Source organism: Orrella dioscoreae, assembly GCF_900089455.2.
GTDB lineage: Bacteria > Pseudomonadota > Gammaproteobacteria > Burkholderiales > Burkholderiaceae_B > Orrella > Orrella dioscoreae.
This window is the reverse complement of the sequence record NZ_LT907988.1, coordinates 2,181,544-2,203,894: the sequence shown is the minus strand read 5'-3', so window position 1 is coordinate 2,203,894 and position 22,351 is coordinate 2,181,544. Positions and strand designations below refer to the sequence as shown.

Below are 22,351 nucleotides of genomic sequence, written 5' to 3'. Positions count from 1 at the left end.
AAGCGCCCAGCGCCGTGGCCCTGCCCCACAAAGCAAAACCCCCGGCGGTTTCCCGTCGGGGGTCTGGCGCCGTCAACGAGGACGGCGATCATCCGGCGAGGCGGCAGAGCCGCCTGGGGTTCTTACAGAACCTGGATGTTGGTCGCGGTCGGGCCCTTGGCGCCTTGACCCACTTCGTAGCTGACGCGCTGGTTTTCTTCCAGGGTCTTGAAGCCGTTGGTCTGGATTTCCGAGAAGTGCGCGAACAGGTCCTTGCCGCCTTCATCGGGGGTGATGAAACCATAACCCTTTTCGGCGTTGAACCACTTGACGATACCGTTAGCCATCTTAATTCCTTAAATGTTGTGAAAAACCGGGCTGAATGCCCAATACGCCAGACGATCAAGGAAGAGATTGGCCACAGCAATTACACCAGTGACGGCGACAACCTGAACTAACCGCGTCGCTTGAAAGATCTTTGCAGCGCGCAGTGTATGCGCGGCTTGGGGCACTGGTCAAACACCCCCAGCCAGGGTGGTCTAAAATCCCGTGACCGAAGGGCCGAAACTCGCACCGCCCCCTTCTTTTTATCCCCGGACATTCCCCTACTACACACCCCAATGGCCGTATTCACCGCTGTTTCCGACGACGACGCCCGCGCACTGCTAAACCGTTACAACCTGGGAGAATTGGTTTCTCTTCGCGGCATCACGGCCGGCATCGAAAACACCAACTTCTTCCTGCACACCACGCGCGGCGAATACGTCCTGACCCTGTTCGAGGTGCTGACAGCGGAACAACTGCCGTTCTATATCGAGCTGATGCACCACCTGGCCGAGCGTGGCATTCCCGTGCCGCAGCCCCAGACGCTGAAGGACGGCACCCGCCTGACCAGCCTGAACGGCAAGCCCGCGGCCATCGTCACGCGCCTGCCCGGCGGCTATGAGCCCGCGCCCGGCCCCGACCACTGCGCGCTGGCTGGCGCCACGCTGGCCCGAGCCCACCTGGCCGGCCAGGACTTCGGCATTCGCCAGCCCAACCTGCGCGGCCTTTCCTGGTGGGAAAGCACCACCCCGCAAGTCTTGCCTTTCCTTGATGCTGGTCAAGCCGAGCTGCTCCAGGCCACGCTGGCCGAACAGCGCACGCTGGCGGCCACGCCGGCCTGGCAGGGCCTGCCCCAAGGCCCGGGCCACTGCGACCTGTTCCGCGACAACGTGCTCTTTGCCGGCACCTTCGAATCGCCCCGCATGGGTGGCTTCATCGACTTCTACTTCGCGGGCTGGGACACCTGGCTCTTCGACGTGGCCGTGTCGGTGAACGACTGGTGCATCGTGCGCGAGACCGGCGCCTTCGACCTGCCCTGCCTGCACGCCTGGCTGAAGGCCTATGCCGGGATCCGCCCCTTCACCGACGCCGAGCGCCAGGCCTGGCCCGCGATGCTGCGCGGCGCGGCCCTGCGCTTCTGGCTGTCACGGCTGTTTGACTACCATCGTCCCCGCCCCGCGCAAACGCTCAAGCCGCACGATCCGCGCCACTTCGAGCGCGTGCTGCGCGCGCGCCAGGGCCAGGACCTGCCGCAGCTGCCCTGAGCCTCCAACGCCTCAAAGACGCCTCACCCTGACGACGCCACCACACATGCAAGCACTTTCCCTTCCCGTCTCCGCAGGCTGGTACTGGGTGCGCGCCGGCTACGCGCTCTTCGCCAGCCAGCCCATGCCCTGGTTCACCTGGGCCATGTGCATCAGCCTCTTCCTGATGCTGGCCAGCTTCACGCCGCCCATCGGCCCCATCTTCTTCGTCGGCCTCATGCCCACCGTCACGGTCATGACGCTGTCGGCCGCGCGCTTCGCCGAATCCGGCCAGAAGCTCGTGCCCGCCATGTGGACGCATCCGCTCAAGCGGCCGGGCGTCTTCAAGCGCCTGAGCGGCATCGGTGCGCTGTACGTGGGCCTGAGCCTGCTGGCTGGCCTCATCGCCTTCGTCCCCTTCCTGGGCGAGCTGACGACCGCCATGGAAGCAGTGGTGGCAGCCGACGGCAACGCCGTCGCCGAAGTCACCCTGCTGCTGGATGCGATGCGCACGCCGCTCATCATCTTCGCGGTGCTCTACGTGCTGGTGGCCACGCTCTTCTGGTTCACGCCGCCCCTGGTGGCGCTGAACGACGTGCCGCTGCGCCAGGCCCTGTTCTTCTCCCTCCTGGCCTGCTGGCGCAACAAGTGGGCCTTTGCCATCTATGGCATCGTCTGGGGCGGCGTCTTCCTGGCCATCGACCTGCTGGGCACGCTGCTGGCCGGCATCGGCCTGTCCTCGCAACTGGTGGGCATGCTGCAGGTACCGCTGAACATCATCCTGGGCGCCGTGCTGTATTGCAGCTTCTATGCCAACTACACCACGGTGTTCGGCATCGAACGCGCGCAGGCGCAGGACCCGCTATAGCAGGTCCTCGGCGCGCATCGGGAGCGTCCGCAGCCGGCGCCCCGTGGCGTGGAAGATCGCGTTGGCGATCGCCGCTGCCACGCCCACCATCGCCACCTCGCCGATACCCTTCACGCCGGCCTCGTTCAGCAGCGGGTCCGGCCGGTCGATGAAACCGACGTCGATCTCCCCGATATCGGCATTCACCGGCAGGACATACTCGGCCAGGTCGTTGTTCAGCACACCGCCATGGCGCGGATCGACCTCGGCGGCCTCGCGCAGCGCGGCGCCTATCCCCCACACCACCCCGCCCCGCACCTGGCTGGCGGCCGTGCGAGGACTGACCACCCGGCCACAATCGACCACGCTGACCACCCTGGGCACGCGGATGCGGCGCGTGCCCGGCTCGATACGCACTTCCACGAAGTGCGCGACATGGCTGAAACTCACGAACGCCGGATAGTCCGGGCCGCCCGCGGCGGGCAGCCCCCGCTGCAGGCGCTGGAACACCGCGTCCGGCTGGCCAGGCGCCTGCAGGCGCACTTCGACTTCGATATGCGGACGCCGCCAACGCGCCAGCATCTGGTGCAGATTGCCGTGGACAGGCCGGCCGTCGCGCAGGGCGTCGAAGCGGGCCTGCAAGGCCTGGGCCGCCTGCCTCACCACCGGCACGGTGCTTGCCGTGCCCCACGACCCCGCCGTCAGGTGTTGCGGCACGGCGCCCGGGTCGCCGATGACGATCTCGACCCGGTCCGGGTCGATGGCCAGCCCTTCCGTCAGGGCGGCAAAGATGGCGGTGCGTATGCCTTGCCCCATTTCGTGGCCGCTGACCGACAGGCGTGTGCTGCCGTCGGCGCGCACCCGCAGGCGGGCAATCGACGGCGACATGGCCGCCTTGTAGGCGCCCACCGCGACGCCCCAGCCGATGCGCGTGCCGTCGGCGGCACGCATCGACGCAGGGGCCGTGCCGCGCCGTTCCCAGCCAAAACGCCGCGCGCCCTCTTCCAGGCAGGCCTTCAGGAACCGCGAGGAAAAGGGATGCCCCGTGACCGGGTCACGCACGGCATCGTTCGCCAACCGGAACGCCAAGGGGTCTCGCCCCGCGGCATGGGCCAGTTCATCCATCGCGCTTTCGAAGGCGAACGCCGCCGGCTGCTCGAATGGCGCGCGCATGAAGCCCGGCGTCTGCACATCCGTGCGCACCAGCCTGACGCTGCTTTCATAATTGGGCGTGTCGTAGAGGCGCGCGGTCAGCTCGCTGAAGTTCGCGGCGAAGGTATCCTCGCGGCCGTTCTGCATGTCGGCCTCGTGGCTGGCGGCCACCAGTCGCCCCTCTGCATCCGCGCCCAGGCGGACCCTGTGGCGGCTGGCCGGACGAAAGCTCGAGGTGTGGAAAAGCTGGGCGCGGGGCATGACCAGCTTCACCGGGCGGTCCAGCAACATGGCGGCGCGCGCGACCAGGACCGTCTGGCCCTGCAGGGAATTCTTCTGGCCGAAACCGCCACCAAGATAGGGACTCTTGACCTCGACCCGGGCCGGGTCCAGGCCCAGCGCCGCCGCCACGCCAAATTTCAGCGCGCCGGAGTTCTGCGTGCCCTCGTGCAGGGTCAGCGTGCCATCCTGCCACGCGGCGGTGGTCGAGATGAGCTCCATCGGGTTCTGGCATTGCAGTGGCGACAGGTACTCACCTTCGACACGGAACGCGGCCGTCGCCAGCGCGGCCCTGGTATCGCCACGCGTGTGCGTGGGTGTCGCCTCGAGCGTCTGCGCCAGGGGGGATTCCATCACGGCGCCGAAAGGCATTTCCTCGTACTCGACCCGGACCCGCGCCGCGGCGTCGCTCGCAATGGCGAGACTTTCCGCGACCACCAGCGCTATCGGTTCTCCGCGGTGCACCAGCCTGTCGGACAGCATCGGCTGGTGGCCCTGGAACGCATAACCGCCCCGCATCAAGAAGCCCGGCGATTTGACGCCCTCGAAGTCGTGCCAGGTGAGGACGGCCAGCACGCCCTTGACGGCCCGGGCGGCCGCGAGATCGAACGACACGATGCGCCCGCGCACGATGCGCGAGGGCACCGTCATGGCATGGGCCATGCGCGCCAACGGCACATCCGCGGCAAACCGGGTCTTGCCCAGCACCTTGTCGCGCGCATCGACCCGGGCGCGGTCGGGATACGTGGCCGTCGTCATGCCTGCTCTCCTGCCTGGCTGCCGCGTTCGGCAGCGATCATCAATGCATCGGCGACAACCTCTGCGCCAAGCGCGATCTTGAATCCGTTGTGGCGGCCCGGGCGGGCCTGGGCAAAGGCGATGACGCCAGCCTGCCGCGCCGCCGCGCGATCCAGCGGTTTTCCCGCCAGCGCACGCTCGGCGGCGGGCACGCGCCAGGGACGGGTCGCGACGCCGCCCAGCGCGATACGCGCCTGCGTCACGACGCCGCCGTCCAGTTCCAGCGCCACCGCGGCGGATACCGTCGCAAAGGCATAGGACTCGCGATCACGGATCTTGTGATACGTGGAGGCCCTGCCCAACTGCCCGCGCTGCCCCAGCGGCACCCGGATGCGCAGGATCATCTCGTCAGGCGCCAGCACGGTTTCCAGTTGCGGCGTCTGTTGCGGCAAGCGGTGCAGCCCGGCAACCGGCACGCGACGCACGCCGCCGGGGCCCGCCACGTCCAGGCTGGCATCCAGCGCCACCAGCGCCACGGCCCAGTCGCCCGGATAGACCGCGATGCAGGACGGGCTGCCGCCGAACAGCGCGTGGCCACGATCCAGCCCCTCTTGTGCCGCGCAGCCGCTGCCCGGCGCACGCTTGTTGCAGGGATAGGCCGGCCCATTGCGGAAATAGGCGCAACGGGTACGTTGCAGGAGATTGCCCCCCAGCGTCGCCATGTTGCGCAGTTGCTGGGAAGCCGCCTTCGACAGGGACTCGGCCAACACCGGCGCCCGCTGTTGCACGAGGGGATGCGCGGCCGCGTCGCCCATGGTCGCCAGGGCGTCGAAGACCAGTTCGCCGCCTGCTTCGCCGATCTCGGCCAGGCCTGCCACGCCGGTCACGTCGATCACGTGCGCCGGCGTTTCGAGGCCGAGCTTCATCAGGTCATACAGCGTGGTGCCGCCGGCCAGGATGCGCGCGCCCGTGCGCGCCTGCTCGGCCAGGACATCCTCGTGGGTGGCGGCCCGGGTATAGGCGAATGGCTGCATCAGGTCGCCTCCATGTTGGCCGCGGCATCCTGGATGGCCGTCACGATGCCGGCGTAGGCGCCGCAACGGCACAGGTTGCCGCTCATGGACTCCCGGATGTCCGCCGCACAGCTGGCATGCCCTTCGCGCACGCAGGCGACCGCCGCCATGATCTGCCCCGGCGTGCAATAACCGCACTGAAGCGCGTCATGATCGATGAAGGCCTGCTGCATGGGATGCAACGTGCCAGCCTCGGGCGCGAGCCCTTCTATGGTCAGCACCGAGCGCCCCTGCATCTTGGCCGCCAGCGTCAGGCAAGCCACCACGCGCCGGCCATCGACGTGCACCGTACAGGCGCCGCACTGGCCGTGGTCGCAGCCCTTCTTGGCGCCGGTCAGCCCGAGCTGCTCGCGCAGCACATCCAGCAGCGAACTGCGCGTATCGATCAGCACGTCCACCGGCAGTCCGTTGACCTGCAGCCGCAGGGGAACGTCCTGTCCCGGCCTTGCTTCCGCCTGCGGCGACGCGGCGGCGCCTGATGTGCCGGAGAGGCCGATGCCGGTGACGGATACCCCCGTGACGGCCACGCCGCCCCGCAGGATGTCCCGCCGCGTGAACGACAGTGTCTCGCCTGGGTCCCTGGATGCGCATGCAAGTCTGGTCATGGTTTTCCTTTGTTCGAGTCTTCGCCCCAGCCCTGGATCCGAGTACCGGGAAGCGTCTTGAAAATCTTAGCCAAGGCATCCCTTGTGCAGCCGTCGGATGCGCTAAATTAGGGCCGATCAGCGTGTTAAGCAGAGCTTTGCAATGCCCCCTCCCCTACGCCTGGACAGCCTGGAAATCTTCGGTGACGTCGTACGGCACGGCGGCTTTCGCGCTGCCGCCGCCAGCCGGGGCGTCTCGTCATCGGCCATCAGCCAGTCCATCAACGCGCTGGAAGAAGCGCTGGGCATCCGCCTGCTGCACCGGACCACGCGCAGCGTCGCGCCCACGGAGGCCGGCGAGCACCTGCTGCATTTGCTGACGCCCGCGCTGCAGGACATCCGGGTGGCCGTGGACGGCCTGAACCAATTCCGCGAAAACCCCTCGGGCACGCTGCGCATCAATGCCCCCGGCCCCGCCGTCGATCACGTCCTGTGCCCCCTGGCCTTCCAGTTCATGCAGACGCATCCCGACGTCAACATCGAACTGATCAGCGATGCCGCCATCGTGGACATCGTCGAGCAAGGCTTCGACGCGGGCGTGCGCTTCGGCAACCAGCTGGCGCAGGACATGATCGCCATGCCGCTGGGGCCGCGCCTGCACTACGCCATCGTGGCCTCGCCGGCATACCTGCAAGCGCACGGCACGCCCGAACAGCCCGGCGACCTGCTGGCGCATGAATGCATCCGGCGGCGCTTTCCTGGCGGCACGCTCGTCACCTGGAAATTCGCCAAGGACGGCGAGACGCTGGAAATCGTGCCCAAGGGGCGCCTGACGCTGAGTTCGGCCCAGCAGGAACTGCAGGCCGCGCTGGCGGGTGCCGGCATCGCGCACACCCTCGATGACTACGTCCACGCGCACGTGGCGGCAGGCAGCCTGGTCGAAGTCCTGCTCGACTGGAGGCAGACCCTGCCCAGCTGGTATCTGTATTACCCCAGCCGGCGGCACACCAGCGCCGCCATGCGCGCCTTCCTGGGTTTCATCCGCGACTACCCGTGGCCATGAGCCGTCAGCCCTGGATCCTCAACACCTCGTGCACCGTGCTGGCGTGGTCGCCGCCGACACGCGTGCCGCCGCCGAACACGTGGATGCGATTGCCCAGCGTGGCCGCCCCCAGGCCGTGCCGCGGCGTGGGCAGCGCAGGCAGCGCGGCCCAACTGTCGCGCTTGGGCTCGTAGACCCAGGCCTCGGCGAACACCTTCTGCTCGGGCACCCATTGCTCACCACCGAACGCATACAGACGGCCATCCAGGGCCGCCGCCGCCAGGCCGCCTTGCGCCTGCGGCATGGGTGCGCGCGAGGTCCAGCGGTCCCGGGCCGGGTCATAGACCTCCAGCGCAGGCACATTCACCTGCCGCAGCGAGCCATCGGCCTGCTTGATGGCCTGGCGTCCGCCCACCACATACAGGCGCCCATCGATCACCGCCGCCGCCGCGCTGTTGCGGGCGGTGGGCGCGGGGGCAATGGCGGACCAGCGGCCCTGGGCCGGGTCGAACACCACGCCTTGCGTCGTATCCGCGTGTGCGTTGAAGTGGCGCGCGCCGTCATGCTCGCGGATGCGTCCGCCCACCAGATACACCCGGCTGCCGATGGCGGCGCACACGCCCTCGGCCGACGGATACGGCAGCGGCACACCGTCGGTCCAACGGTCGGCGTCCGGCTCGTAGACATAGGTCGAGGCCTCGGCGCGCCAATTGGGAAAGCCGCCGCTGAAGCCCCCCACGCCGTAGATCAGCCCACCGGCGGTGGCCAGCGCGATGTGGTGGCGGGCCGCTGGCAAGGTGGCCAGGCGGGTCCAGCGGTCCGCGGCGGGGTCATAGGACTCGAAATGCGCCGAGTAGCCCGTGTTGGGGTTCAGCAAGCCCCCGGCCACGTAGATGCGGCTGTTCAGCACCGTGGGGTAAAGCTCCTGGCGGGCCAGGGAGGCCGCGGCGGCGGTGGTCCATTGCGGCGCGCTGGCCTGGGCCTGGGCGTGGCGGGCGAAAGGCAGCGCGGCCAGGGCGGCGGTGATCCGCAGGATGTCGCGTCGTTGCATGGGGGTCTCTCTGACAGTTGCTTGAACGAATGTTAGGGAGCGCCTGGGGCGGCGACTAGCCAGGCAGGGCTGATCAGGCTGGTTAGCCTGCTTAAGCAATGGGTGGGATGGCACGCCGGATGGCAGCCTGCAGGCGGGCGATGCCGCCCTGCGCGTGGTCGAGCGCCCCCACCCGCAGCTCGACCACGCTGGCGGCGCGCAGGCACGCGGCGAACCGCCAGGGTTTCAAAGCGGGAATGACACGCAGCACCCGCCCTTCCCGATCCACGAACGCCACGCAGATGGCATCACGCAGCCCCAGCGTGTGGATGGCACGGCAGGGGCGGATCCACAGCCCATGATGCTGGTCGGGCGGCGGCTGGCCGAACCAGCCCGCCAGCCGCTGGGGGAAGGAGACGGCCCGGATGAGGCGCAAGGGGGGTGGCGCACGCATCAGAACGATGCCTGCAGCAGGCGATAGCCGATCGGAAACCCCAACACCAGGAAGGTGCAGGGGAAGATGCACAGGATGAGCGGCGCCAGCATTTTCACTGGCGCCTCCAGCGCCTGCTGCTCCGCCCGCAGCAGACGCTCGGCGCGCAGCCGCTCGGCCTGTGCCCGCAACACCGGCCCCAGGTTCATGCCCAGGCTGTCGGCTTGCGCGATGGCGGAGGCCAAGGCATGCAGCGACGGCAAGCCGCTGCGCTGTGCCAGGGCCCGCAAGGCGGCCACGCGCGACATGCCCGCACGGACGTCTGCCAGCACGTCGCCCAGGCCATCACGCAAGGGGCCCGCCGCGCCACGCTCCACCGCTTGCTGCAAGGCGCCTTGCACGTTGAGCCCGGCCTCCATGCACAAGGTCATCATGTCCAGCAGGAACGGCAACTCCCGCCCCATGCGTCGCGCGCGTTCCCGCCGGCGAGCGCCCAGCCAGACGCCCGGCACAAGCGCCGCCACGATGCCCAGTCCCAGCGCCAGCCAGGCCATGCGCGACGACACGGCGTCCAGCCAGATCGCGATCAGCGACACGACGCCTGCGCCGACACAGGCTGACAACACCTGCGCCGCCGCCACGTGGCCAGGACGCAGCGCGCCGCCGTAGCCTGCACGCGCGATCGCCTCGGCCAGGATGGCACGGCGGCGCCAGCCCACCAGGCCGTGCAGCGCCGGCTCGGCAGCCTGCAACCAGGGCCAGGCCCAGCGCCATGGCCAGGGCAGCCGCGCTTCGCCCGCAGGCAGCGACAGGCTGCGCGTCCAGGGCCGCAAGACCAGCAGCACCACGCAGCCCACGGCGCACGCCGCCGCTCCCATGCTCAGCCACGTCAGCATCCCGCGCCCTCGATCGCAACATCTGGCGCCATGTCATACCTCGATGCGCATCACGCGCCGGATCATCCACACGCCCACCACTTCGAGCAGCACGATCAGCGCCAGGACACCCCAGCCTGCCGGTGTTTGCCACATGGCCTGCATCGCCTCGGGCTCCAGGCGCTGCAAGGCCAGGCCGATGACCAGCGGCAAGGCCCCCACCACCCAGGCCTGCAGGCGTCCCTGTGCCGTCAATGCATGGATGCGGCGGTGGATGAGCAGGCGGGCACGCAGGTTGGCGGCAATGCGTTCCAGCGCATCGGCCAGGTTGCCGCCCGTGCGCGTCGCGATGCGCAAGGCGGCGCACATGAGCCCCGCCGACTCGGTCGGCATGCGGCTGTGCAGGTTGCTCAGGCAGGCGTCCAGCGACACGCCCATGCGCTGCTCGCGCATCAGCAAGGCGAACTCCTGGGAAAGCGGCGCCTGGCTCTCTTCCATGAGCGAGCGCAAGGCCACCGGCAGGCTGGCGCCCGCGCGCAAGGACCAGGCAAGCGCCAGCAGGGCATCGGGCAACTGCGTGTCGAAACGCGCCAGGCGCTGATGGCGCGCACGCCCGGCCAGCCAGCGCGGCAACAGCAAGCCCAGCCCGCCGCACGACAAGGCCACCGTCACACTGCCGCTCAGCAGATACGCCGCTGCCACCGCCGCCGCGCAAAGCGCAACGGTCAATAGCCAAAGCTGGCCCGGGTCGACGAACACGAAGAACTCATCCAGCCGCCAGCGGGCCTCTTCGGTGAACGCGTCGCGATACCCCTCCCATCCGTGCTTGAGCCAGCGCGAGGCCCACCAGGCCAGCAGTCCCGCCGCCAGCCCGGCGCTGAGCAGGGCGAGGGTCAGCATGCCGCAGCCTCCACATGCCCCGGACCCGCATACGCAAGGGAGCCGCCGTCCATCGCCGCGGTCTCGGCCGAGAACAGGCGAGCGTCGCAGGCCAGGCCTTGTTCGCGCCATTCGTCGAAGAACGACGGCACCAGGCCGCAAGCCTGGAAGGCCTGCGACCTGCGGTCATAACGGAACAGTTCCTGCAGCTGGATGCGGCCGCTTTCGATGCCGGTGACCTCGACGATGGCACTGACCAGGCGCCTGCCCGACGGCAGGCGCGTCTGCTGCACCACGACGTCGATGCTGGCCGCGATGTGCTCGCGCACCGCCTGCAAGGGCAAGGCCATGCCCGCCATCAGGATCATGGTCTCCAGCCGGGCCAGCGCGTCACGCGGGCTGTTGGCGTGCAGGGTCGTCAACGAGCCTTCATGGCCGGTGTTCATGGCTGCCAGCATGTCGAAGGCCTCGGCGCCACGGCACTCGCCCACGATGATGCGGTCGGGGCGCATGCGCAGCGCGTTGCGCACCAGGTCCCGGATCGTGACCGCGCCCTTGCCCTCGAGGTTGGGAGGCCGGGCTTCCAGGGAAACCAGGTGCCCGTGCAGCAACTTCAGCTCCGCGGCATCCTCGATGGTGACGATCCGCTCGCCTTCCGGCACGCAATGCGACAGTACGTTCAGCAACGTGGTCTTGCCCGACCCCGTGCCGCCCGCCACGACCAGGTTCTTGCGGCGGGCCACGCACAAGGACAGGAAGCTCGCCATCCGGGCATCGAGCGCGCCACCGGCCAGCAGGTCCTGCAAGCCCGGCCGGCGGACGGGAAACTTGCGCAGCGTCAGCGCGGCGCCTTTCAGCGCGACCGGCGGGATCACCGCATGCACGCGGGAGCCATCCGGCAGCCGGGCATCGACCAGCGGGGAGCTCTCATCGATCCGGCGTCCCAAGGGAGCCACGATTTTCTCTATGACGCCCAGCAAGGACTGCTCGCTGCTGAAGAAAGCCTCGTGCGGCTGCAAGGTGCCCGCGCGCTCGACGAAGATCTCGTCGTAGCGGTTCACCATGACTTCCGTGATGGCGGGATCGCCCAGCAGGGGCTCCAGCGGCCCCAGGCCTATGGTTTCATCCAGCACCTCGCCAGGCACGCCCGGCGCAATCAGGGCGCCCGCCGCCACCCGCTGGGCGACGATCTGCGCCAGCAGCTGGCTGGCCTCGGTGCGCAGCATGGCATCGGACATGTTTGCGACGTCCCGCCGCCGCAGGTCGAGCGCGTGCAGCAGCGCCGCGCGCAACTCCTGCCTCAAGGCCGCGTGCAAGGCGCGAGTGCCGGCCGCGGCATCGGCCATGCTGGCGCTTCCTTGAGGCAACTCGGGGGCTTGCGGCAGGATACCCGGCACGACGGCGTCAGTCCCCCACACAGCGCCCCCATCCACGTCCCCGTTCTGCTCGGTCGCCGCCAGCCCCCCCTCGTTTCCCTGCGGCATCACCGACAACGCGTGCGGCACGGTTTCCCTGGCCGGGGCAGCGGACTCCCCCTGCTCCACGACCTCCACCTCGAACAGGCAGGATCCGATCAGTACCTGATCGCGGCGCGCAATCGGCGCGAACTGGGCCACCCGGCGTCCATTGACGTGGGTGCCCGCCAGCGACCCGAGGTCCTCCAGCACGACGCCCGCCTCGCTTCGGCTCAGCCGGGCGTGCAGGCGCGCCACGCGCCAGTGACGCAGGCGGATCGCGCAGGAGGGATCGCGCCCGATCGTGGCGGGAGACGCGACGCACAGGGTGTGCCGGCTACCGTCCTGGAAGTGCTGGTGAATCCTCAACATGGCATGACTCCTAGCGCAAGCGCGCGTCCTGGCCGGACCATTGGGTCCCCGGCCCTGTATAGGGATTCCAGCCTGGACGGTCTTCGGCCGGGCGCAGCTCGGTATTGAGCCTGGCGGGCCCGGGAAACGCGTCTTGCAGCGCCTCCCGTCCCAACCTGACGCGTTCGGCGAGATCCGGATGCGAGGCCGACACGACGATCGGCGTGACGAAGATCGCCAGTTCGGTTTCGCGGCGCTGGAAGCGCTCTGAACGAAAGAGCGCGCCCAGGATGGGCAGGCTGCCCAGCCCCGGCACGGCATGCCGCTCGCGGGACTGCTCCCGCGAAAGGAAACCTCCCAGCACCAGCGTCTGCCCCGATCGCACGTTGAATTCCGTGGCCGCGCGGCGCGTGGTCAAGGCGGGACCGGAAGGCGTCGTCATGGCGGCATCGACCGCGCTGACCTCGACATCGATGCGCGAGCGGACCGTGCCGCTGCGATCCACCTGCGGCGTGATCTGCAAGGACACGCCATAAGGCTTGAAAACGGTATTGCTGCGCCCGTCCTGGTCGGTGCTGACATAAGGCACCTCGCCACCCGCCAGGAAGCTGGCCGTGGCGCCGCTGCGCGCCAGCAACTGGGGCTGCGCCAGGATGACCGCTTCGCCGCTTTGGGCAAGCGCGTGCAGACGCGCCGGCAACATGGCATCGACCCCGAAGTAGCCCCGCGCCGATGACGCGGGGAAAGGCGCGGGCAACACGACCTCTCCGGGCCGTTCGAGCAAGCGCGATCCGCCCGCCTCCCAGGCCACGCCCGCCTGGATGCCGCCCAGGCTGGCCGCATCCCAACGCAGGCCCAGCTCCTGCAGGCGCGCGGTGGGGATCTCGATGACCTGCACGTCCAGCATCACCATGCGATCCCAGCCGACCCGGCTGGTGAAGTCGACGATCTCGGGATAACGCTGCGCCAGCGCGGCGATGCGTGCCTGATCGGAATCGGAAAGATCCTCGCCCTCGATGACGATCTTTTCCCCCACCGTCTTGCTGCGCGCGCCGGGCACGCGGGCCAGCAGGGCATCGAGCTCACGCTGCACGCGCCGCATGCCGGCGGGCGCGACCTCCACCGTATAGGCCTGCCTGCTGCCCTGGCCGCTCCAGATGTGCAGGGACGTCGTGCCTGACTGGCGCCCGAACACCACCACTTCGCGGCCGTCGGCGGTGACCGCGCTCAGCACGTCGCCTTGTCCGACCGTCACGCGGCGCACGCCAGGCACATCCAGCACGCGGGTTTCACCCACCTGCAGCGACAGGGCCTGCGTGTCCGCGGCGGGCCCACCCTGGGCGGCCGCTCCCTGCATGCTCCACAGCGCAAGCAGGCTCGCCACGCATCCCTGCCACGCATGCCTGGGCAATCGGCGCATCATGGCCTGCCCGTCCCGGACGACGGCATTTCCCCGGGCCAGTCCGCAAGCGGCAAGGCCGCGTCCAGCGCCCCCATGGCGTCGCCATAGATCACCACGGGCACGGGCGGCGGCGCGGGCGGCCGGGGCATCCCCAGCACGCGGGCCAGGCCGCCCCGCGCGCCCGCCGCGGCGGGCGCGGCGTCCCTGGCATGCCGCAACAGGGCGGTCAGCTCACCTTCCTGGCGGGCCGCCAGCACACGGACGGCGTCGTCCGGGCTCAGGTCCAGTGTCAGCGTGCCGCTCTCGCTGCCAGGACCTGGCATATCGGAAAGCAGCCAATCCCCCACCGCCAGCACGCGCGCGGCCTGCAGCAGGGGCATGGTGACGCGCCGGTCATCGTGGTCGAAGGCCACGTAGATATCGAGCGCATCGCCCGGCGCCAGCAAGCCGCCCGGCAGCCGAAGATCGTCACGCGTCAGCGTCAGGGCGCGGCGGCCCGGTGCCAGCATCGCAGACAGGGCATTGGGCGTTTCATCCGCCAGATGCGCCCACAGCACGGCATCGCCACCCGGCACGCCGTGTGCCAGGGTCCGTCCTTCCAAGGCACCCAGGGCTTGCGCCGGCAACGCCGCCGCCGGCACCGCGTCCGCGGGAAAATCCCGCAATGCCAGATGCGAGGCATCCAGCCGCAAGCCTGGCATCAGGTCCTGGTCTGCCACGATGCGCGCGACCCACTCGCGCCGGTTCTGCGCCTCGATCCGGGCAACCGTGCCCTGGATGTGGGCACGAGCCGCCCAGGCTGCCACGCCCGCGGCAGCGATCGCCAGCAACAACAGGACGACGCTGCGCGCATGCCGCGGGGCGGTGACTGGCCAGCGCATCATGGCGCCCCCTCCGCCGGGGCCATGACCGCCACATAGCCGCTGCCCCCCTCATGGGCCACGGCCACGACGGTCAGGGCCATGCCGGACCGCCGCCAATGATCGACCTCGGCGGAAGACACGCCCGTGCCCCCCTGCAGCGGCATCCATCCCGCGCCTGCCATCGATTCGCGCACGTCGGCCAGGCTGCCTGGCAAGGGCCGGGGGTCGCGATACACGAATGCCACGCGTTCGCCTTCCTCTTGCCGCTGCAACAGGGCCAACCGTCCCGGCATGCCTGCTATCCCCAGGCTGCTGTCGCACTGGCCCGTCAGGCTCATGCCGGACACCTGTCCGACGGCGTGCTTGCCCCGCCCCGACAACTGGACCATCCAGTGCATGGGCGCGGCATACCAGGCCAGCGTGGCCAGGCCAGGCGTGATGAAGAGGTCGGCCCCCGCCGGCGCCTGCGCCCGCCACGCGGAAAGCAAGCCATCCACGGAGCGGCGTGCCAGGAAGGCTTGGCGCCACAGGGACTTTCCCTGCCAACATTGCGTCATGGCTGGCTGGACCTCGCTATCCGCCGGCAAGGCCAGGCGCGTCGCCCCCGCTTGCAGCACCGGCGCGGCGGCAGCGATGCCGGGAAGCGCCGCCGCCAGGCAAAGCAGCCCTGTCGAAGCCAGCCCTTTCCGGCCCGATGCGCGTGCATGACGGCTGGACGTTTTCCTGCTCAGGCCCCTCATCCTCCGCTCCCTCCGCCGCGTCGCAGCACCGCCTGTGGCACCGCGCCACGCCAAGGTTGCAGCCAATCGAAATCGGGTTGCGGCCGCCCCCACGGACGATCCACGCGCCGCATGACGTCGGCCACGCGCCGACCCTGCTGCGCCGTCAGATTGGCGGCAAAGCCCCACCCCAGCGCGGAATCCGCGATTCTTGCCTGCGCCAAGGCATCGGAGCCGCTGTGCGCGGCGCCCGTCAGCAGCCAGGTCTCTCGCCGCAAGGTCGTGGCAGCCTGGGGCAGGAATCCGCCTCGCGCGCCCAGCAAGGGCTGGAATGTCGCGGTGGCAGCGCTGCGCAGCAGCCCGGCGTCCGCGGCCTGCCATTCCTCACGCAAGCGGCGAGCATGCGGATGGTCCCCGCCAGCCTGGGCGCCATTGCCGAGCGGCGCGAGGCGTGACGCCGCTGCCTGGGTCACGAGCGCCGCTCCCTGCCAGGAGGACGCATCGACGGCGACGGCAGCGGGACGCTGGGTGTCCTGCCTGGCTGCCGCCAGGAAAGCCAGATGCCGCGACGCATCCTGCGCCACGCTGCCGGCCCGCAAGCCCTGGCCTGTCCACGTGACACCCACCCACAGGAGCGCCAGCAGTGGCAGCATGGCCAGGCCCTCTGCAAGGGCTTGCCCTTCCTGGCGCAATGCATGGCCGCTCATGTCGGCTCCCCGCTTTCACGCAGCCTGGCCTGCCAATAAGGGTGAAACAGGTTGGGCAATTCATGACGGCCGTCCGCACGCCGGCCGGGACGCAGGAAGTCGGTCTGGGCCGCGCTGTGAACCGTCACGGCAGACACGCCGCCCGCGCCTTTGCCCGGCACGGACAACACCACCCGCAAGCCGAAGGACAGGCTTTGCGCGCCATCGCCCTGGCGCCGCAGGTCCGTGAAACCCGGCAGCCCCCGCGCCGCCCAGCGGCTGCCGCGCAAGACCGCATAGGAATTCGCCAGGCGGTTGTCGCGGCCATCCAGCAGGCCCCAATCGGTTGCCGCCCTGACCCAGCGCCAGAAATCCTGTTCGGAGAAATCCTGCGGAGGATCATCATGGAACACGAAGCCGGGCGGCTCGCCATCGCGCACCGATACACGCCCCCAGCCCATGGCGTATTCGCGGAAATAGCAACCGATGCGGCGGTTGCTGCGCAAGGCGTGGAACGACAGCGTGTCGTGCGCCTGCCAGCGGCCGTCCAGCCCGAACCGGGTGTCTCCGCGGCGGCGCAACTCATGGCGCAGCCACGGACATTGCCTGGACACCGGCCAGGGGTTGCGGGCGGTGTCATTCCTGGCTTTCAGGAAGCCATAGGGTGACACCGCGAGCTCGACCATCGCCCGCAGGTCGCCACGCGGCGACGCGCCATGGTGCACCAGCTTGCCTGGCAAGGTGTCGTCGTTGACGGTGAATGAAGGCTCGCCTGCCGTCGCGGCATAGTTCGCCGCGAGCACGGCCGCGATGGCGGCGTCTCGCGCGCGCCCCAGGTCATTGGCGACAGCATGGCGTGCCTGCTCCAGGATGACATGCACGGTTTCCTCGTGTCGCGCCTGGGCCTGGGCAAAGCCGCCCCCGGGCTGGCTCAGGCTGCCGAAGGAACGCGCCGCGCGCGCGGCGGAATACCCGGTTGCATGGGACGGCCCGAACAGCATGCCGATCAGCACCGACGGCGGGTTTCCCCTGCCGCCACGTTCCGCCTGCGCCGCGCCGAACTGCGCCCAGCTTGCCAGGGTCGCGAGATGCGCCATGGCGACCTGGTGGGCCACCTGCGCGCGATTCATCGTGGCCAGCAGGTTCAGGCCGCGGGCCTGCACCACCGCGCCGCTGTAGGCCGCCGCATCCGCGGCGTGCGTGAGCTGCGTGCGCGCCGCGGCGGTCGTGCCCACCTCGTGCAGATGACGCCACATGACGGCAATGGCAGCCGCCAGCAACAAGGCCAGCGGCAGGGCCTGGCCAGCCATGCGGTCCATGCGCGCGCGCATGGCGATCACTTGCCGTTGCCGGTGAAGGACTTGAGCGTGCGCTCGCTGGTCTGGCGTGCGGCCGAGCCAGCCGCCTGGGCAGCGGCACGCGATTGGGCCGTGCCGTCTTCCCCCGCCAGTTCACGGGCCATGGCCGCGGTCTGCGAGCGCACGACCTGGCCGAAGAGTTGATAGACCGCGATGGCCGCCACCGCGATGAGGGCGACGACGATGATGTACTCGGTCATCCCCTGGCCGGACTGGCGGCGGCGGGCATGAACAAAAGGATGCAGCTGGACTGAGGTCATGATGGGCTCCCGTTGCACGGTATGTGCAGGAGCCAGTCTGGCCGTGCCAAGCCCGGCGCGCCATGCGCGAAAGCCGTGATGGGTGGGAACGTCCGGCCTTCGCGCCTACCTCGTCCCCCTCGTGCCCGGCGGCATCAATACATCGTCGCCTTCACCCGCCCGGGCAAGGCCGCGTCGTACGCCTTCCCGTCGATCTCCGCCTGGCTCAAGTCCTGCAGGATCGTCCCGGTGCTCGGCAGCGCCGTCCGCGCAATCTGCACTGCCGGATCCCAGAGCCTGGCGCGCAGCACCGCGCGCGAGCACTGGAAGAACACCTTTTCCACGTGCACGACCAGGACCGACAAGGGCAGCTTGCCCGCCACCGCGAAGCGCGCCAGCAAGCCGGGATCCGTGGTAATCACCGCCCGCCCATTCACCCGCAGCGTTTCGCCCACACCGGGAATCAGGAACAGCAGGGCCACGCGCGGGTCGTGCACGATGTTGCGCAGGCTGTCGATGCGGCTGTTGCCGCGGCGGTCGGGCAGCAGCAGCGTCCTGTCGTCGTGGAGGTGCACGAAGCCCGCGGGGTCGCCCCGGGGCGAGACATCCAGGCCGTCAGGGCCCTGGGTCGCCAGGGCCACGAAGGGCGCGGCCTTCACGAAGGCCTGGTAATGCGGATGCAGATAGTCGATCTCTTTCCTGATCGATGCGGCGGCGGGGGTGCCGTACAAGGCCTCCAATGCGGCCAGGTCCGTGACTGGGTGGGCGCTGCCCGGTGGCGGTGGTGTTTCACTCACGATGGCTCATCCTTCCTGAATCCGTCCTGCCTGACGGTGAGCCATCATATCCGGCAGGCACGCCTCCTGGCCCGCGTGGCAGCTTGAGCGAAAAGCCCCGGGCAGGACATACGGGCTATCCTCCCTGCCTGAAGCCAAGCACGCAAAGGAGCCCCATGACACTCGGATTCATCGGCACCGGCACCATCGCCGAAGCCATCATCGACGGGTTGGCCGGCACGGCGCACCCGGTCTCCGCCATCCTCGTCTCGCCGCGCAATGCGGACATCGCGGCGCGGCTGGCCGAACGCCACGCGCACGTGCGCATCGCCGACGGCAATCAGGCCGTCATCGATGGCGCCGACACGGTGTTCCTGGCCGTTCGCCCCCAGATCGCCGCCGAGGTGCTGGGTGCGCTGCGCTTTCGCGCTGGGCAGCAGGTCGTGAGCCTGATCGCGGCGACGTCCGCCGAGACCCTGCGCGGCTGGGTAGGACCGGACGTGACGCTGACGCAGGCCATTCCCCTGCCCTTCGTCGCCCAGCAGCAGGGCGTGACGGCGGTGTTTCCGCCCACGCCGCAGGTCATGGCCCTGTTCGACGCGCTGGGCACGGCGGTCCCCATTTCGACCCAGGCGGAGTACGAACTGGCGGGCGTGGGCAGCGCCTTGATGGGTACGTTCTTCGGCTTGCTGGAGACGGCCTCGGGCTGGCTGGCCGGGCAAGGCATGGCGCCCGAGGCCGCCCGCAGCTATGTCGAATCCCTGGTGGGCAGCGTGACGGACGTGGCGCGCCGGCACCCGGACCGCGAGCTGTCGGTGCTGCGCGCCGACCATTCGACGGCGGGCGGCATCAACGAACAGCTGCACGCGCAGTTCACGGCGCAAGGCGGATCGACAGCGCTGGCACATGCCATGCAATCGGTCCTGGCCCGCATCAGCGGACAGGGGACGAGCCCGGAACGCTAAACGGGATCTACACAACCGCGATGGCGCGGCCCATCAGGCAGGCTGCGACAAACCATCGCCAGCAGGCCTGGCGAACCGGAGGCGACTGCTCCCTGGTCTGCTCGGCAGCAACACGGTTCGCCAACGCAAACGCCGCCCGAAGGCGGCGTTTCCACGAACGAAGAGACCGTGCCGCTCAGACGATCTGCACGCGCAGTTCGCCCAGGCCATCGACCTTGCCGACCAGCACGTCGCCCTGCACCACGGCGCCCACGCCTTCCGGCGTGCCCGTGAAGATCAGGTCGCCAGGCGCCAGTTCGAACAGGCCCGACAGATAGGCGATGGTCTCGGGAATGTTCCAGATCAGCTGGTCGATATCGCTGACCTGGCGGCGCGTGCCGTTGACGTCCAGCGTGATGGCCGCCTTGTCGATGACACCGGTGGCCGAGACCGGATGGATGGGGCCGATGGGGCCGCTCAGGTCGAAACCCTTGGCGGTTTCCCACGGACGGCCCTGCTTCTTGGCATCGGCCTGCAGGTCGCGACGGGTCATGTCCAGGCCCAGTGCGTAGCCCCAGACGTGCGCTTGCGCCTGGTCGACGGGAATGTCCTTGCCGCCCTTGCCGATCGCGACCACCAGCTCCATTTCGTAGTGCAGGTTGGACGTCTTGGGGGGGTAAGGCATCTTGCCCGTCTCGCCTTGCGGCACGGCCAGGATCGCATCGGCCGGCTTCGAGAAGAAGAACGGGTCTTCACGGCCGGTGAAGCCCATTTCCTTCGCGTGCTCGGCATAGTTGCGGCCCACGCAGTACACGCGGCGCACCGGGAAACGCTTGTCGCTGCCCGCGACGGGCACCGACACCTGCTGAACTGAATCAATGACGAAAGCCATGCTGCCTGTCTCCTCCGGGTCTTCTATCGCTGGATGCTGTCGATTACTTGTTGGCGGCCTGGTAGGCCGCGACGCTTTTCTGGACTTCGGCACGGGCTTCATCGAGGCCGCCCCAGCCCTTGACCTTCACCCACTTGCCCTTCTCGAGATCCTTGTAGTGCTCGAAGAAGTGCTGGATGCGGGCCAGGTCTTCGGCCGGCAGGTCTTCCGGACGCTTGATGTCGCGGTACACCGGGTAGAGCTTGTCGACCGGCAGGGCGATCAGCTTGGCGTCGCCGCCGCCTTCGTCGTCCATGTGCAGGATGCCCAGCGGACGGCAGCGGATGACCGCGCCGATGGCGACCGGGAACGGGGTGATGACCAGCACGTCGGCGGGGTCGCCATCGTCGGACAGGGTCTGCGGGATGTAGCCGTAGTTGCACGGATAGTGCATGGCGGTCAGCATGAAGCGGTCAACGAAAACGGCGCCCGTTTCCTTGTCCACTTCGTATTTCACCGGATTCGCATTGGCGGGAATTTCGATGATGACGTTGAATTCGTCGGGCAGGTTCTTGCCAGCGGCGACACGATCAAGACTCATTGTTCGACCTTGTATATATCAGGGTAAGGGGATTCAGTTCTTGGGCGAGGACCAGGACGCGCCGGACGCGCCACCCTGCCCCGGCTTGCCCTCCGCGGGCGCGTGGTCGTCGCCATCGTCGAAGTTCACACCCGGGATGGGCGCGCTGTCGAAGTACTCGTCCAGGTCGTCGTCCAGGCGGCGCACCGGCGCCGTGGCGGGCGCGGCCGCGCCGGCCTCGCCATGCGTGCGCGCATCGGGATCGAGCACGTAGTCGGCCGCGCTCGCGGCCTCCAGGGGCTCGGGCTCTGGCAGCGCTTCGGGCAACTCCGACGGCACGGGCTCGGCCAGGTAGTAGTCCATGCCTTCGGCGTCCAGGCCCAGCGGGTCGGCGCCCGTGTCGGCGGCCGGCAGCGAGCCGTCGGAAGCCAGCACCGGCAGCGGCATGCCGGCGACAGTCGCCAGGCGCCAGTGACGCGTGGCATCCGAGGGACGATCCAGGCGGTCGTACAGGATGCCCAGCAAGGCATGGCTGCGCGGATCGTTACGGTACTTCAGGCTGCGCAGCAGGTAGCGCTCGGCCGGACCCCAGATCTGGCCGGCCAGGCACAGCATGCCCAGCGCACACAGCAGGTCGGGATCATTCGGGTTGCGCGCCAGCCATTCCTCGGCCTTGGCCAGGCGGCGCTTGACCTGGGCGGGCTCGCAGCGCGCATAGGCCAGCACCAGGCGCGTGTCCTGCTTCTCGGCAATGGCGGCTTCCAGCGCGCGGGCGGCTTCGTCGGGCTGTTCATCGGCCTCGAAACGCACGGCGGCGGCCAGCGCCACTTCGGGCAATGCGCGCTCGTCGCTCTTCAGGTCCTTCCAGACGGCACGCCAGGCGTCGCCAGGGCCGGCGGCCCGCAAGCGCGCCGCGGCCGCGCCTTCGAGCAGCACGCGGCCCTCGGCGGCGGGCAGCACGCCACGGCGCAACAGGCTGCGCGACAGCGAGAAGGTCTGTTCGTCATGGCCCAGCGCACTGTGGGCGCGCAGCAGCAGGCGTTGCGTGTGCAGGTGGCGGGCGCCGCCGTCCTGCAGCGGCGTCAAGAGCTCCAGCGCCTCTTCGGCCTTGCCCTGCTCCAGCAGCATGTCGGCGGCGACGGTGGCCACGGCTTCGTTCAGGCCCGCATCGACATCGGCGTGGTCACGCGCCTGGGCCAGCAGTTCGTCGCGGCGGCTGAACTCGGCCAGCGCATGCGCGGCGCGCGCGGCCGACAACGCCGCCACCACCTTGCGGTTCTGCGCGCGCGTCTGGCCCAGCAGGCGGGTCAGGTCTTTCTCGGCATGGGCGTAACGGCCTTCCAGGAAACCGATCCAGCCGCGCTCCAGCAGCTCATGGTCGCGCACCTGGGCACGGCGGCCACGCCAGGCACGCACCCGGCTGGGAATGGACAGCAGCCAGGCCAGCAGCCGCAGGCCGATGTACAGCGCCAGGAAGACGCCGACGATCAGCAGGACGGCGAAGGTCAGCGACACCTGGATGCGCCAGGGCTGAACCAGGATGAGTACATTGCCTTCGTGTTCGCGCAGGAACACGGCCAGCGCGACGGCCACGGCGGCCAGCAACAGCGTCCAGAACCACGTACGCAT

23 protein-coding genes are annotated in these 22,351 nt (G+C 69.3%); 4 read left to right on the top strand and 19 right to left on the bottom strand.

The window, feature by feature from the left end; all coding sequences use genetic code 11:
- Window positions 1–122 precede the first annotated feature (122 nt).
- Window positions 123–326 carry a cold-shock protein gene (locus tag ODI_RS10300; protein WP_067759888.1) on the bottom strand — a complete coding sequence of 68 codons (204 nt, stop codon included), beginning with the start codon at window positions 324–326 and terminating at the stop codon, window positions 123–125.
- 273 nt (window positions 327–599) lie between these two features.
- On the opposite strand from ODI_RS10300, the gene ODI_RS10295 reads away from it, so the two are divergent.
- Both ODI_RS10295 and ODI_RS10290 read left to right on the top strand, forming a co-directional pair.
- Window positions 600–1,568, top strand: a complete 969-nt coding sequence (locus ODI_RS10295; RefSeq protein ID WP_067759891.1) for a homoserine kinase — start codon at window positions 600–602, stop codon at window positions 1,566–1,568.
- Between the two features lie 46 nt (window positions 1,569–1,614).
- Entirely contained in the window at window positions 1,615–2,415 is an 801-nt protein-coding gene (locus tag ODI_RS10290; protein WP_067759893.1) for a BPSS1780 family membrane protein, read from the top strand.
- On the opposite strand, the gene ODI_RS10285 is transcribed toward ODI_RS10290, so the two are convergent.
- The 3 genes from ODI_RS10285 to ODI_RS10275 are packed head-to-tail and all read right to left on the bottom strand — an operon-like array spanning window position 2,410 to window position 6,241.
- Window positions 2,410–4,584 carry a xanthine dehydrogenase family protein molybdopterin-binding subunit gene (locus tag ODI_RS10285; protein ID WP_067759896.1) on the bottom strand — a complete coding sequence of 725 codons (2,175 nt, stop codon included), beginning with the start codon at window positions 4,582–4,584 and terminating at the stop codon, window positions 2,410–2,412. The genes ODI_RS10290 and ODI_RS10285 overlap by 6 nt on opposite strands.
- Window positions 4,581–5,597 (bottom strand): FAD binding domain-containing protein, encoded by a 1,017-nt coding sequence (locus tag ODI_RS10280; protein WP_067759898.1) that lies wholly within the window; start codon window positions 5,595–5,597, stop codon window positions 4,581–4,583. The genes ODI_RS10285 and ODI_RS10280 overlap by 4 nt, the downstream gene beginning before the upstream one ends.
- Window positions 5,597–6,241, bottom strand: coding sequence for a (2Fe-2S)-binding protein (locus ODI_RS10275; RefSeq protein ID WP_067759901.1), 645 nt, complete (start codon window positions 6,239–6,241; stop codon window positions 5,597–5,599). The genes ODI_RS10280 and ODI_RS10275 overlap by 1 nt, the downstream gene beginning before the upstream one ends.
- Window positions 6,242–6,383: 142 nt before the next feature.
- On the opposite strand from ODI_RS10275, the gene ODI_RS10270 reads away from it, so the two are divergent.
- Complete coding sequence (locus ODI_RS10270) at window positions 6,384–7,283, top strand: LysR family transcriptional regulator (RefSeq protein ID WP_067759904.1); 900 nt, start codon at window positions 6,384–6,386, stop codon at window positions 7,281–7,283.
- A 4-nt stretch (window positions 7,284–7,287) separates the two neighbouring features.
- Here ODI_RS10270 and ODI_RS10265 read toward each other — a convergent pair whose 3' ends face one another.
- From ODI_RS10265 to ODI_RS10210, 12 genes are all read right to left on the bottom strand, one after another.
- The gene (locus tag ODI_RS10265; protein ID WP_067759907.1) at window positions 7,288–8,313 is read right to left on the bottom strand and encodes a Kelch repeat-containing protein; all 1,026 of its coding nucleotides are present in this window, start codon (window positions 8,311–8,313) and stop codon (window positions 7,288–7,290) included.
- Between the two features lie 91 nt (window positions 8,314–8,404).
- Window positions 8,405–8,746 carry a DUF192 domain-containing protein gene (locus tag ODI_RS10260; RefSeq protein WP_067759909.1) on the bottom strand — a complete coding sequence of 114 codons (342 nt, stop codon included), beginning with the start codon at window positions 8,744–8,746 and terminating at the stop codon, window positions 8,405–8,407.
- A complete protein-coding gene (locus ODI_RS10255; RefSeq protein ID WP_067759912.1) occupies window positions 8,746–9,621 on the bottom strand; it encodes a type II secretion system F family protein in 876 nt (291 codons plus the stop codon). The genes ODI_RS10260 and ODI_RS10255 overlap by 1 nt, the downstream gene beginning before the upstream one ends.
- Before the next feature lie 33 nt (window positions 9,622–9,654).
- Window positions 9,655–10,500, bottom strand: coding sequence for a type II secretion system F family protein (locus ODI_RS10250; RefSeq protein WP_067759915.1), 846 nt, complete (start codon window positions 10,498–10,500; stop codon window positions 9,655–9,657).
- Window positions 10,494–12,305 (bottom strand): ATPase, T2SS/T4P/T4SS family, encoded by a 1,812-nt coding sequence (locus tag ODI_RS10245; RefSeq protein ID WP_074046866.1) that lies wholly within the window; start codon window positions 12,303–12,305, stop codon window positions 10,494–10,496. Before ODI_RS10245 ends, ODI_RS10250 begins: the two co-directional genes overlap by 7 nt.
- A 10-nt stretch (window positions 12,306–12,315) precedes the next feature.
- The gene (locus ODI_RS10240; RefSeq protein ID WP_162292298.1) at window positions 12,316–13,707 is read right to left on the bottom strand and encodes a type II and III secretion system protein family protein; all 1,392 of its coding nucleotides are present in this window, start codon (window positions 13,705–13,707) and stop codon (window positions 12,316–12,318) included.
- Window positions 13,704–14,570: a Flp pilus assembly protein CpaB gene (cpaB, locus tag ODI_RS10235; protein ID WP_067759918.1), complete on the bottom strand. Its 867-nt coding sequence runs from the start codon at window positions 14,568–14,570 to the stop codon at window positions 13,704–13,706. The genes ODI_RS10240 and cpaB overlap by 4 nt, the downstream gene beginning before the upstream one ends.
- A complete protein-coding gene (locus tag ODI_RS10230) occupies window positions 14,567–15,106 on the bottom strand; it encodes a hypothetical protein (protein WP_067759921.1) in 540 nt (179 codons plus the stop codon). The genes cpaB and ODI_RS10230 overlap by 4 nt, the downstream gene beginning before the upstream one ends.
- A 179-nt stretch (window positions 15,107–15,285) precedes the next feature.
- Window positions 15,286–15,975 (bottom strand): hypothetical protein, encoded by a 690-nt coding sequence (locus ODI_RS10225; RefSeq protein WP_067759924.1) that lies wholly within the window; start codon window positions 15,973–15,975, stop codon window positions 15,286–15,288.
- Window positions 15,972–17,285: a hypothetical protein gene (locus ODI_RS10220; protein ID WP_067760167.1), complete on the bottom strand. Its 1,314-nt coding sequence runs from the start codon at window positions 17,283–17,285 to the stop codon at window positions 15,972–15,974. The genes ODI_RS10225 and ODI_RS10220 overlap by 4 nt, the downstream gene beginning before the upstream one ends.
- Before the next feature lie 5 nt (window positions 17,286–17,290).
- On the bottom strand, window positions 17,291–17,572 hold the full coding sequence (locus ODI_RS10215) for a hypothetical protein (RefSeq protein WP_067759926.1): 282 nt from the start codon (window positions 17,570–17,572) through the stop codon (window positions 17,291–17,293).
- A 134-nt stretch (window positions 17,573–17,706) separates the two neighbouring features.
- On the bottom strand, window positions 17,707–18,348 hold the full coding sequence (locus tag ODI_RS10210; protein ID WP_067759929.1) for a pyridoxamine 5'-phosphate oxidase family protein: 642 nt from the start codon (window positions 18,346–18,348) through the stop codon (window positions 17,707–17,709).
- A 155-nt stretch (window positions 18,349–18,503) separates the two neighbouring features.
- Here ODI_RS10210 and ODI_RS10205 point away from each other — a divergent pair, with 155 nt between their 5' ends.
- The gene (locus tag ODI_RS10205) at window positions 18,504–19,292 is read left to right on the top strand and encodes a pyrroline-5-carboxylate reductase (protein WP_067759931.1); all 789 of its coding nucleotides are present in this window, start codon (window positions 18,504–18,506) and stop codon (window positions 19,290–19,292) included.
- A gap of 175 nt (window positions 19,293–19,467) precedes the next feature.
- Here the strand turns inward: ODI_RS10205 and ODI_RS10200 are convergent, their stop codons facing one another.
- From ODI_RS10200 to ODI_RS10190, 3 genes are read right to left on the bottom strand one after another with little or no spacing between them, the layout of a single operon-like run.
- A complete protein-coding gene (locus tag ODI_RS10200) occupies window positions 19,468–20,163 on the bottom strand; it encodes a fumarylacetoacetate hydrolase family protein (RefSeq protein ID WP_067759933.1) in 696 nt (231 codons plus the stop codon).
- 43 nt (window positions 20,164–20,206) lie between these two features.
- Window positions 20,207–20,743, bottom strand: coding sequence for an inorganic diphosphatase (ppa, locus tag ODI_RS10195; RefSeq protein WP_067759936.1), 537 nt, complete (start codon window positions 20,741–20,743; stop codon window positions 20,207–20,209).
- 33 nt (window positions 20,744–20,776) lie between these two features.
- Window positions 20,777–22,351 carry a heme biosynthesis HemY N-terminal domain-containing protein gene (locus ODI_RS10190; protein WP_074046867.1) on the bottom strand — a complete coding sequence of 525 codons (1,575 nt, stop codon included), beginning with the start codon at window positions 22,349–22,351 and terminating at the stop codon, window positions 20,777–20,779.